Genomic DNA, 12,152 nt, shown 5'->3' on the forward strand with positions numbered 1-12,152 from the left:
CATCTAGACTGTAAGCAATTCTGGAAGTTCGTGTTCTAAGTAATCGGCTAAACCTAGCCAGTCATGACGTTCTTGAGCAGCCAACATACTTGGAATAAGCGCGAGTATTTGGCTTGAATGTGGAAGGAAAGCGAGCATAGGTTCTAAGTGATTTAAACATTCCCGCAGGCGCTGCGCCCCTTCAGCCTCATGGCCGAGTCTTAAAGTATGTGCCGTGGCAATAAGTTTCTCTATTAAGGTATTTGGACTACATAATGTCATAGTGATAAATCCTTATACTGAGCACCATGTATACGTGCTCCATCTAGGCTAGATTGATAAAATCTCACATGCTGCTTAGCGCTGATATAGTGCTCTAAACTGCGTAAATATCCCCTGAAATTCAGATCCGTTGCCACGCGTTCGCCATGTCCATTAATGACCCAATGGTGATTTTGATTATTTATGGAAGGCCCTAGGGCACCATCGTGCCAAAATGCATGTGTTTTATTGCCAGGGTAGCTAAAATCACAGCCAAAAAGTGTTATCTCCTTAATTTTAAGATATACCGCTAGATCAATCGCAGGATGAATAACACTGCCATTGGTAAATAGTCTCAGCTTCGGATACTGCTTATCTAGCGTGTCATAAATAGGATTTTTGGAATAAGCAATAAACTTTGGCCCTGGCCATTGCCCGTGTATTGATGATGACAAGGTGGGGAAATAAACCAGCGTAATCGACGACGGAATTGTGTCAGGAAAATGCGCAGGGGTAATTTTATTGTCTATTGACACCACAATATCAGGAATAATATTTTCATGAATGAGTGCCTTCAGTGCGGTATCCACTGCAATCATTAGTGATCGCTGGCCAATTGGCAGCTTACGCTGTGCGCGTAAATAATCGTAATGATTCTCTAAAGTGGGGCCTGAACCAATCAAATGCGCTTTGTATTGCCCGTGGGGAAGAATTAATGTCGATGCGTCAGGGTCATTTGCTATCGCCTGTGCATTTTCATTTAGACGCTTCTGTACTTCAGGGTTAGCGGGTTGATGCTGACGATTCACATAAGCACGATTATTTTCCAGTACTAAATGATCGCGTAAGATGGCATTTTCATTATTAGCGAGTAACAAATCAGGTGTAATAACAATATTTGGCTGGTTTATTTTATGCTGATGAACTTTATAAGCAACCGTAACTCGAGGGTCGCTTAACCACTCACTTTGGTCAGTAAAGCTCAACAGCAATGCTAACAGTGACAAATTGAGTGGAACCACTTCGATTGATTGTAATTGTTTGTTATCAATCAACAAACTCATCACATCTCCCATCCCAACACCATAAACAGTCACATTGTCGCAAACTAAAGGCAACTGGTTAATCAGTAACTTAGCTTCAGCTATTCGGTTATGGCGGCTACTAAGCTGAATACCGTCAACACTGATAGTTTGATTATTCCCCTCCACAAGGTGAGCATCAAAATGATCGATAGATTCAAATTTAAGTGCCGACGCAAGAATCGGCCAACGCTGGCTGATGATATCAACATTCTTAGCAAAAAGATCAGTCATTGACACTGCCCTCGATGTATTACTTTAAAGTGAAAGTCACTAACAAATCAGTCGCTTGAAGTTAGCCTATTACAAGATTAATCAAAGTTAGCTAGATACTATTTCTCAAAACAGTAACTCGCAAGTCTTGTTTATAAAATTATCCGACAGGTGTCAAAATAGTTCGCCTATAACAATACAACGAAAGGATAATTTTAACGCTAAGTAATTATGTCATAACAAATTACTTTAACCAAACAAGGGTGTGAGCCACGAACATAGACGCTAATATAAGCTATAAATTTAGAGGTTATACTGCTCGGTAAAATGCATTGTCAATTTTAACTTAATTTTATCGATAGTGAAGAGTATGGTCTGGCAGAGCAATTTAATGAATTGATAATAAGTCGCTGCGTTAAAAGGCAGCTTGATCGCGGTAGATATTGCTGTAAATGTTAATCTAAATACAAGCCGAAGAAGCATCCATATTTAATGGTAAAACCTTAATCATGACGGTAAGGTCTATAACTGTACTCAAGCACTAAAATACAATTCGGTTCTATTTCTGCCAAGTGTTTTAGCTTGATACATAGCATTATCAGCTTGAGTAAATAAACTTGTAAATGATATATCTTTTGCGCTAATACTCACCCCTATACTGACTGTTAATCCAATATCACCCACTTTAATTTGAGCAATTAACTTATGCAGCCGCTGGCAAAATAATTCAGTATCACTTTTGTTCGTATCCGGTAACATGATCAAAAACTCTTCTCCGCCAAATCGAGAGACAAAATCTGTTTGACGGCAAAATCCCTTTAATAACCCGCCTAGCTCCTTCAACACTCGATCACCTTCTAAATGGCCAAAGGTGTCATTAATTTTTTTAAAATGGTCAATATCGAGTACTAACAAACCTACCGATTGCTTAGACCTTGCAGCTTGTTCAAGGGCTAAAGTGCTTCGATATTTCATTTCCCTTCGATTGAGTAAACCGGTTAACTCGTCTGTAGACGCCAGCAACATCAACTTTTCGGCCTGATCCTCTAATGTTTTTCTTGTTTTGATTAATTCTTCATAGAGCTGGTCTCGTTTAGATGCATTGAAAAAACTCCAATATATACAGCCATCCTCACTTAAACGTGCGTTCACCGTTATCGGAATACGCACTCCTACAGCATTGAATATAATCAGCTGCATTTCTTCGCAAATCTTTTCATGTAACAGTGTTGGAATTAAATAACTTTGAAAAAATATTCGAGAAGATTGAGTAAATATAACATCAGCACTTTTACCTATAAGATCACCGGGCGGCCACATTAGCTCACTGGTAAAATATGAATTTACATAGGTAATCATTCTTGAGGGGTCAGTCACTAATACCCCACACGGGAAACTATCCGGAGAGAAACCAATCGAGGTATCCCCCTCCAACTTAAGTGTTTTCAAGGTAGTTAATTCGCATATTCTATTATCGATTTAATAATAGCATCAGGATGCGTCATATGCAGGCAGTGGCCATCGGCTGGAATAACTTTAAGCTGGCTATGGGCTATTTCACTGGCAATAAACTCACCAATTGAGGTTGATGCCAGCGCATCATTTTCACTTTGTAAAATTAATGACGGTTGTTTAATCTCTTTCAAAAGATAACGATAATCAGATAAAAAAGTCGCTTCAGCAAAGTTTTTGGCAATAACAGGATCAGTAGAACAAAAACTGCCAGATAACTCGCCAATCAGATCATCAGAGTTATTGGTTCCCATGACTAATGGTGCTAAATAATTAGCCCAGCCAATATAGTTTTTATCCATTAGGTTCAATAATTCTTCAAGATCTTCTTTTTCAAAGCCACCCAGGTATTCTGGAGGAAAATTTAAAAAACACGGTGATGGGCAAACCATGATCAAGTTCGAAAACAACGTCGGTTTCTCAATTGCAGCTATTGCACCAATAATACTACTGACCGAATGACCTACAAAAATAGCATCAGTGAGCTTTAACGCTTCACAAATCTCAATAATATCTTCAGCATACCCTTCAAGTTGGCTATAGCGTTTTTTGCTGTATTGAGAAATATCAGAAGCACCCGAACCAACATAATCAAATAATACCATTTTGAAATGCTTTGCCAGTTCAGGGATTAAAAAGCGCCACATGTTTTGGTCACATCCAAAACCATGAGCAAGAAACAGCGTTTTACTGCCCTTACCGATTAACTTAACATTATTTCTAATCAATACATCATCTGCATTTAGCATACTTTGTCGTCCTTTTTATCAGGTCACCAATAATGAGCGCCTGCTGACTTTGACATGGTCAATCTAATTTAGCCATAGCTAAGTTAAGAAAACCATTCAAAATTATCCATTTCATGTTCTGCATCGCCGATATTTTCCGCTGATAAAAGTCAGGTCACGTTATCAAAAATGTAAATAGCGCTTTAAAATACAATAAAGACCAGTCGCTATACACATTGAAGTATTGAAAGTTTTGGGCTGAGTGGTTTGGCATCGCATCACAGAACGCGCAGTGCTTAGTGGCACTGAAAAAGGCCTACACTTTCAAAAGAACTGCCACCATTCACGATTTAAAACGAACCATCGCCAGTTGGAGCGTCATGCGAGGCGGTAACATTCAAACCACCCATAAATCTGCTAGGTCATAAGGTAATCCCCCATACCCCTAGGGATTTAAACAAGAGCCAGTACCTATGCGCATTTGGATATTGAGCAGGTGAGAGCTGAGTTAGGTATTACCACAGCGCATTTACTGGGGACTTTTCAGCAAGAGTCTAAGGTTGAGAGATTGGTAAGGGGAATAGAACAGCTCTCTGCGGATGAAAAGAGAGCTGCAAGCAAAACTAGAGCAAATAATTAACCAGCTACAGTAAGACCTTGTTTTTTAAATTCTAGTGCTTTTTCTACAGTAAAACCTTTGCTCAACCATTTAGAGGCTTCACGGGGAGAAAATCCCGCTCTGTGCCAAGTAACAATATCATTTGGTGAATGAATTCCAGCTTGAACCCAACCGCTTGCATCTGATGGAGTAAACCCATTGCGTCTAAGTGATTTAGCATCGTAGGCTTGCACACCAATACCACTCCATGCATTAATTTCCTCATGTGGAATTCCAGCCCAAGGGCTTGGTTCTGATGCGCATCCAGTTAGCGTCAAAATGCTTGTTACAAGTGTTGCTAGAACTGCTTTCTTCATTTTAATTCCTTTTAAACTTTGTCAGTCAAACTTAATAAAAGACTCAATAAATCATAACTTAAGCGAATTATTTTAAGATGTAACATACTTGTTTCACAAGCGTTATTTATAAAAATTAAGTTGTTGGTAAATTTCTTAGCTACCTCAAAGTTCATTTTGTAATACGGACTAACAATCACAAGGCTTTAGGGATCAAATCAAACAAGGCAAGCAAAGGTAGCTTTTGGCATCGCATCACAGAACGCGCAGAGCTTCGTGGTGCAGAAAAAGGCCTACACTTTCAAAAAGAGCTGACAGTATTAACGATTTAAGGCGAACCATAGCAAGTTGGATCGTCATGCGAGGTAGTAACATTCAAACGACGAGTAAGCTGCTAGGCAATAGCCCTAGAGATTTAAACAAGAGCCAGTATTACAGACAGTACCTATGCTCATTTAGATATTGAACATGTTAGGGCTGAATTGGGTATTACTACAGCTCATCTGCTTGGAACTTTTCAACATGAATCGAAAGTTGATAAGTTAATGAGGGAGATTGAACAGCTCTCAGAAGATGAAAAAAAAGAGCTGTACAATAAATTAGTCAAATTTAGCTGATATTTTACAATCCATTTGAATCATAAAGTTCATTTAATTCCATCTGCTCCTTTTCAGAAATGAATAAAGGAAAGGCTTCAAAAGCAATTTTAAATTTGCGGATATCACTTAAGCTTTGTGCATTAAAGTAATCATTAGCAATTGAATTGTTGTATCGATGATCTAACAGTATTTTAACTTTTCCAAAAATAACTTTATCTACCGCTTTTTGCGCTATAAGACTAGTGTCTTGAATCATTATAGTCCTGATGTCAATCAAGCCGTGAAGGTAGGATACTCTCTCCTTCCAATTTTCAAGATTTAATTCATCACTTCCTTTGGAATTTAATCTATATATTTCTATTCCACATTCAGGGCATTTCTGCCCTAAACAAGGTTTTTCAAATTGTTCTTGCCTAGTTACTGCACAGCTATCATTAACTACGCCGACAAACATTACACACATTATTACACTGGCAGTAATTAGCTTATAGCCGTATGGAAAAATTTTATAGAGCATCATTTCACCTATGATTTAGTAGTTCAGAAAGAATTTCAGCCGATTCTAAACTCTGCTGCGGACTAATATTCAATGGCGTATTATTAATACTAGCTTGCATTAACTTTATCGCTCGCTCCTGTTCTGTTGTATTAGGCCAGCCATTAATTTTTTGCTGCCGAAGAAAAGTATTTTGCAAAATTTGGTAAATAAAATGATCTATAGCGGCAAGAGAGTTAGAGTATTCATTATCAATAATAGTCGCTCTTAGTTGCTCAAGCTCTTCCAGTTGCTGAATGAGAATAATTCTTATTAGAGCATTATGGTGACTAGTTGTATTATTGATAATCTCTGAGATATCAATTTTGCACTCTTTAGAAACCTCATCAGCCGTACAATAGCCAAAAGCACAAATTTCGTCCGCTTGTGAGGTATTAAAGATTAAAGACGCTACCTGAATAATAGCGATGGTAAGTAATGATAGTTTTTTCATAGAAATCCATTTCGTACTTTTTTGTAAACTCTAACTTAAAATTCATCATGTTGCGATAGTCTCGTAGTGCTAAATCATAAGTAAATTTACAAAATGAAGGTTAAAAACCGATACCGTGCCACTAACTAAATAAACGATGAATATTCTGACTAGAGGAGGCCAAGAAGCAGCCAAAGGTGAACGCTTTGTATTCCCGAGTGAGCGCAGGCAGGTAAAGGCAGCTTTTGGCATCGCATTACAGAACGTACTGAGCTTCGTTGCATAGAAAAAGGTCTATGCTTTCAAAAAGAGTTGTCACCATTCACGATTTAAGGCGAACCATCGCCAGCTGGAGCGTCATGCGAGGCGGTAACATTCAAACGACGAGTAAGCTGTTAGGCCATAGCCCTAAGAATTTAGACAAAAGCCAGTATCACACACTGCAACTATGCTCATTTAGATATTGAGCATGTTATGGCTGAGTTGGGAATTACAACGGCACATTTATTAGGAACCAACATACCGTCACTGGGTGTGGCGGTATAGATTTATAACCATTTATATTTGTGACCAGTAGCGATGAGGTTTTGCTTTAACCTATTTTTCATTTCATCGCTTGCCCTGAAATAAACAGATTTAATGTCATTGTCGTAAGCGTCTTGGCTAAACCCGCGTTCTTTTGCTTTGTCATACCACTTATGGCCTAAGTCAAACTCACCCGTTGAAAGGTAAACAGCGCCTAGCAAAGTACATGGCCTGAAATTTAATGGTGTCACTTCATGTGCTTCTAAACCAAGTTTAATTGAATTCACATAATCCTTTAAGTCTCTGCAAACGCCACCGTATGTGGTTAATAAAGCAGATTTTAACTTCTTTTCATTCTTAGGGATATTAAACGGATATGATTCATCTAGCGCTTTTTTTATTTTAGTCAGCACTTCAGCTTTTCTATATGCAGCACTGGCATTAACCAGCTCCCAAGGTAGGCTTTTTTGTTTCCAGTTTTGAAAATGAACGTGTGCAAGTTGAAGGTGATATTTCTGTACAACAAGTTCAGTTGAAAAACCAACACTATCTAACCATTTAAGCTCTTCAGGAGTAATTGCATTCTTACGCAGTTGAGTCAAAAGCTTATCTACACGGGAATTCTTTTGAATATTTCTGACTTCAAAATCCTCAAAATCAACACGGCTTGCTTTGAATGCTTCTGCTTTTTTTCTAAGTTGATTCTGTAACATTTCAGCTTTTGCTTTAGCTTCAGATAGAACTTTAGCTTTTCGTTCAAGAATCTCCTGCCGTTTTAGTGCTTCAATTTCATCGAGTTTGGATTGGTAATGAGAAATAACAACATCGACAACATCTTTATTGGCTTCTTTTGATAACTCTGTTTGGCTTGTTGTAAGCCTTCTTTTTGTTTCGACTTTAAGTTTAAGCCCATCACAAATTAAACTTTCAAGCTTATCTGCAACGTTTTCTTTTGAATTAACAGCCCTGAAAAGCTGACGTGTCGTTTGCCCCAACGCAATAGACATAATTTCAAGATCAGATTCTAAAACACAAATATCGTGTTGAGTTATGTATTTCACAAAAAGGTCAATGTAGGTACTTAAAAGAGGATACTGCAATTTTGGAAATAGCAGTTGAGCTTGAGCGATCTGTTTATTAACCACAGTAAAAATCCATTTTTATGACGTTGATTTAATAGAAAACTATTGGAAATACGCTTAAATGTCCATGATTGAGTTCAAACTATCAAAAAGCGGAGTTTTGAAGAGTGCTTAAAAAATTCCAAAAAAGGGGTTTCCAGAGGCGGCACATAGGCGGAACCACTTTTGGCGATTTTATTAAGAGTTTGATTTTAAGATAAAAAGAGGTGTTATGGTCTCCCCACAGGGACTCGAACCCCGATCGGCCGCTTAGGAGGCGGCTGCTCTATCCTGTTGAGCTATAGGAAGACGAAACTGATTATACTGGTTTTCAGCCTGATGAAAAGAGCTTATAGGCGATTAAAATCGTTAGGATTTAATTGCTTAATTATTAAACTGATTTAAATAAGACAAAAGTTGCTCACCTTTTGTCTTATTTACCCTAAACACTTAGAGTTTAATGGCTATATCGTGAACCTGAATGTTATCGGCGGCATCAACGTGTTCAATCATCGCGGTGGCTGTGCCTTCACTCACTTGATCTATCACTATTTCAGTGCGGTTTTTAGTCACAACAGCGCGCATGATATTAAGACGATCGGGGATGTTTTTTTGCAAAACCAACTGAAATTTGTCACCCAGTTTAACGCCATTTTTACGGCCTAAATTGATAATCACTCGATCCCCTTGCCTAGCGATAATTTGCCCTAGCAACGGGCGACACTTGAGTGCGTTATCAAGTGACATAACACTTAATTGCAGCTGGCTTGTGATTGCTTGACCATAGGATGAAGACCAAAAACGCTGGCTGTTTGGCATTACGGTTTCTTGACGTTCAAACTCCCAGGGGGCTGTGGTAGCAAATGTTTGTGACCACACCTCTTCACCGCTGATGCCATGATATAGGGTTAGTTCATAGCTAAATTGACGTGAGGGGACTTCATCAACAAAGCCCATAAAACTGCTGGTGTAAGGCTCTGTCGACATATCAGTAATGTAAGATTTCAATATATATTGGCTATCGGTGATTTCACCAAGCCAACTAGGGATGCTATAGCCTTTGAAATTAACCAGTTCATTGGCGGTATCTAAGCGTTCATCAGCATGTACCTTAGCGAAACTAGCGCTTGATTGTTGATTAATGGCTTTACCAAATTGAAGCGTAAAAGCTTTATTAAAATCGGATAAATGACCATAACTTAGCTGAGTTCTGTCAGCTATATCTGCCTGCGGTAACATAATAGCCGCCTTTAAGGACTGTGCCTGACACTGCTCTGTTTCACTTTCATCATCAATATTAAGCGACAAAATAACCGTCATAATATCATTGCTGACTAACTCGCTGAGCAATTCAATATTATTGGCCGCGCCCATTCGTTGCATTGAAAAGGTATCCTGGGTGAGCGAGCCTTGAGTAATTTGCTGCTGGCTAGAAAAATTAACCCCGCCCCTCAGACTGGCGTAATTCAATGCTTGGTTAATGGCGTCTTCGCGCGCTTTATCTATATTACCATTCATAACTTTGGCAGTACCTGTCACTTCAATTTGCTCTGCAATTGAATAAGGACTCAATAAAAAAGGCAATAACATCAAGGCCCGACACCATTTAGGCCACGAGTATTGTGTTAACTTATTATTTAATGCATGTACCATATTTCACCCTGCGTCAGATATCTGTCACTTGTACCACAAAACAACACGTTACATCGCTGAAATAGCGCTGTCGTGAGTTACTAACAACTTATCAAGCAAAAACTGTGCCCAATCTATCTTTACTTTCGCTAACGACACTATGACTGACGCCACTATGATTAGCGCTACTATGAATAACGCCGTTACAATTAATGAAACTCTATCTAGTTTAAGTCTACCTAAAACGGTCTGAGGTTTATTGACTTCAGTTTTATAAGTAAACAGCGCTTTATAAAGGTAAAGAATACTTATCCGATGCCGATATATCAGTATCAATTGAATAATATTGTTTTTTAGACAGACGCGAAGGACTCAATCATGCAGCACAAGCTTTCTATTCTCGCTCTGATGCTAGTCACCATAGGGCTTGCTGGGTGCGGTAATACGCTTAACCCCGCAGCAAATTTGGACTATGCACAAAATGGCCAACTAGTGGGTTATCAAGACGCTGATGACGTGCACCAGGAAAAACTGGTTTATGATATTAATGCGTCGGGTTTAGCGCCCAAGGGACAAATTAATATTTGGGCTGAAAAATTAGTCAATGAGTTGGTGTTACAAAATGATGCCCTGCGTCCTGATCAACCCTTATTAATTGTTACCCCAGTAATGAGTAGCGACTTTAATCAAACTAATGAGTTAGCACTTCAGCTGCAACAGAGTTTACTGAGCGCATTTCACGCCCATGAATTCAATTTAGTTGACCTTAATGTGTCAACGTCACTGCGCGCGACAGAAAAAGGCGAATTAATATTAAGCCGAAACTGGGAACAACTTCCCGCTGACATGCCTGTATCTCATGTATTAGTGTCAACATTAAATCTCACCAATGAAGGTGTGAATTTTAATGGCCGTGTGGTGGATATAACCAATAATCGTGTAGTGTCGGCGGTGCAGTCTTTTGTCGCAGGTCAAAGTTTATCCGGCTATGTTTTGCCAGCCAATAAAATACAAACCCGTGACGGATTAATTTATCGAACCGAAAATGTTAAACAGAGTCGCTACACTGTGATAGGAGACAAGCAATGAAAAATCTAATACTAATTGCAGTGCTAAGCTTTTTAATGCTGGGTTGTACAAGTAATGATAAGTATGTGCTATGGGAAACCGAGGCTCCAAGCCACTTTCCTAAAATTTCAGCTATTGGTTATGCACCACTCGCTACCCAACCAAGTAATATTGAAGCACATAAAGTATTGATGGCAATGCAAGCATCAAAAGTGGCCGCTTATCGTGAATTAGCAGAACAAGTATATGGGCAGAAGATTGATGCGGTTAGCAATGTCAGTGAGTGGCTACTGACTAACGATAGCGTTAAATCCTCTGTTAGCGGTATTATTCGTGGTGCAAAAGTGGTTAAAACCTACCCTTCTGGCGACTTTTATGTCACGGAACTGGAGTTAGATTTTGAACAGGTTTGGCATTTATACGAGCAACAAAACCGCGCCAAACGAATAAAAGAAGTGACTTACTTTTAACCCGAACGCACTTAAGTTATTTCAACAAAACAAAACGCCGCGTATTATCGCGGCGTTTTGTTTTGAGTAACTGCATTTATAACAACTAAATGATTATCCTCAAAAATTAAAATTTCACTTTAAATGCCAACGCCGCTGCGGCTTGATTACTGAGTTCTTCGGTTGTTTGTGGCTCGCTTAATTCCATCTCACCACCAAAATAGTAACCAGTATAGGCATTCAAGCTAACGCTTTGGCTAATTTTCCAACCTGCGCGTAAAAAGCCAACCCACTCTTCAATTTCAATGGTGGTATCATCATTTTCAATTAAAAAGCGTTCTGTACGACGAGAGCTACCGACACCAAAATCCCAGTCGGTTGAAAGCTGATACGTTAACTCTAAACCCGCAGGGCCACTGAATCCGGCTTGGAACGGGTTAGCAAGTACCCACTTATCATTAATTTGCCAACGCACCGCAAGATAGGGAACGGTTCGCACCTCAGATATATCATTAAGATAAGCCACACCAAGACCTAGCATATTGCCAGATTCAAAACGGTACATACCTGAAGCAACTACGCCATAACTTTGAGCATTTGAAGATGATGCGGTGTTGGCATAGGCATATTGCACTTTAGGTGCAAACATGAACATCCACTGATTATCAGGGCGATAAATCAAAGATAGCCCAGCGCTGTACTGATGAATAGAAGACCAGGGCACAGTATTAGTTCTTAAGGGAGTTTGCTGGTTAATACGCCAGCCATAGTCAAGATTATCATAACCAATGTTAGCGCCTATCATCCATTGTTTGTTTAATGGCATGGCCGCGGATAATTTGGCGTTCCATACATCACGCTTTAATTCATTACCATTATTACCTACAGTGGCGGCTTGCGAGCTGGTACGGGCGACATTGAATTCAAAAGGCGCACGATCTGGTGATGATGTCGATGCTAAAGCACTCATACTTGTTAAGCTTAAACCTGCAACAACGCCTGTCACTAATAAAGGTAGCAAGCTCATTTGGGATAAATAATCTGGGCTAGATTTATTTGGC

At 39.2% G+C, this 12,152-nt stretch carries 12 protein-coding genes and 1 tRNA gene; 2 read left to right on the forward strand and 11 right to left on the reverse strand.

The genetic code is table 11. From position 1 onward, the window contains the following. Positions 1-3: 3 nt before the first annotated feature. The 10 genes from FJ709_RS13255 to FJ709_RS13300 all read right to left on the reverse strand — a co-directional run bounded on the left by FJ709_RS13255 (position 4) and on the right by FJ709_RS13300 (position 9,532). Entirely contained in the window at positions 4-261 is a 258-nt protein-coding gene (locus FJ709_RS13255) for a hypothetical protein (RefSeq protein WP_226410504.1), read from the reverse strand. Next, positions 258-1,556, reverse strand: coding sequence for a motility associated factor glycosyltransferase family protein (locus FJ709_RS13260; RefSeq protein WP_226410505.1), 1,299 nt, complete (start codon positions 1,554-1,556; stop codon positions 258-260). The genes FJ709_RS13255 and FJ709_RS13260 overlap by 4 nt, the downstream gene beginning before the upstream one ends. A 513-nt stretch (positions 1,557-2,069) precedes the next feature. Beyond that, on the reverse strand, positions 2,070-2,984 hold the full coding sequence (locus FJ709_RS13265) for a sensor domain-containing diguanylate cyclase (protein WP_404829966.1): 915 nt from the start codon (positions 2,982-2,984) through the stop codon (positions 2,070-2,072). Between the two features lie 5 nt (positions 2,985-2,989). Next, the gene (locus tag FJ709_RS13270; protein ID WP_226410506.1) at positions 2,990-3,796 is read right to left on the reverse strand and encodes an alpha/beta fold hydrolase; all 807 of its coding nucleotides are present in this window, start codon (positions 3,794-3,796) and stop codon (positions 2,990-2,992) included. Between the two features lie 615 nt (positions 3,797-4,411). Further along, a complete protein-coding gene (locus tag FJ709_RS13275; protein ID WP_226410507.1) occupies positions 4,412-4,750 on the reverse strand; it encodes a hypothetical protein in 339 nt (112 codons plus the stop codon). A 600-nt stretch (positions 4,751-5,350) separates the two neighbouring features. Next, positions 5,351-5,782 (reverse strand): hypothetical protein, encoded by a 432-nt coding sequence (locus FJ709_RS13280; protein WP_226410508.1) that lies wholly within the window; start codon positions 5,780-5,782, stop codon positions 5,351-5,353. Between the two features lie 67 nt (positions 5,783-5,849). After that, positions 5,850-6,317 (reverse strand): hypothetical protein, encoded by a 468-nt coding sequence (locus FJ709_RS13285; protein WP_226410509.1) that lies wholly within the window; start codon positions 6,315-6,317, stop codon positions 5,850-5,852. A 527-nt stretch (positions 6,318-6,844) separates the two neighbouring features. Beyond that, positions 6,845-7,966, reverse strand: a complete 1,122-nt coding sequence (locus tag FJ709_RS13290) for a hypothetical protein (RefSeq protein ID WP_226410510.1) — start codon at positions 7,964-7,966, stop codon at positions 6,845-6,847. A gap of 209 nt (positions 7,967-8,175) precedes the next feature. Beyond that, a tRNA-Arg gene (locus FJ709_RS13295) sits at positions 8,176-8,251 on the reverse strand. A 141-nt stretch (positions 8,252-8,392) separates the two neighbouring features. Further along, complete coding sequence (locus FJ709_RS13300) at positions 8,393-9,532, reverse strand: flagellar assembly protein FlgT (RefSeq protein ID WP_226410511.1); 1,140 nt, start codon at positions 9,530-9,532, stop codon at positions 8,393-8,395. Between the two features lie 420 nt (positions 9,533-9,952). Here FJ709_RS13300 and FJ709_RS13305 point away from each other — a divergent pair, with 420 nt between their 5' ends. After that, positions 9,953-10,663 carry a FlgO family outer membrane protein gene (locus tag FJ709_RS13305; RefSeq protein WP_226410512.1) on the forward strand — a complete coding sequence of 237 codons (711 nt, stop codon included), beginning with the start codon at positions 9,953-9,955 and terminating at the stop codon, positions 10,661-10,663. Then, positions 10,660-11,112: an LPP20 family lipoprotein gene (locus FJ709_RS13310; RefSeq protein ID WP_226410513.1), complete on the forward strand. Its 453-nt coding sequence runs from the start codon at positions 10,660-10,662 to the stop codon at positions 11,110-11,112. Before FJ709_RS13305 ends, FJ709_RS13310 begins: the two co-directional genes overlap by 4 nt. A 106-nt stretch (positions 11,113-11,218) precedes the next feature. On the opposite strand, the gene FJ709_RS13315 is transcribed toward FJ709_RS13310, so the two are convergent. Continuing rightward, on the reverse strand, positions 11,219-12,118 hold the full coding sequence (locus FJ709_RS13315; protein ID WP_404830060.1) for a DUF6268 family outer membrane beta-barrel protein: 900 nt from the start codon (positions 12,116-12,118) through the stop codon (positions 11,219-11,221). Between the last annotated feature and the right edge of the window lie 34 nt (positions 12,119-12,152).

This window comes from Shewanella glacialimarina (genome assembly GCF_020511155.1).
Taxonomy (GTDB): Bacteria; Pseudomonadota; Gammaproteobacteria; order Enterobacterales; family Shewanellaceae; genus Shewanella; species Shewanella glacialimarina.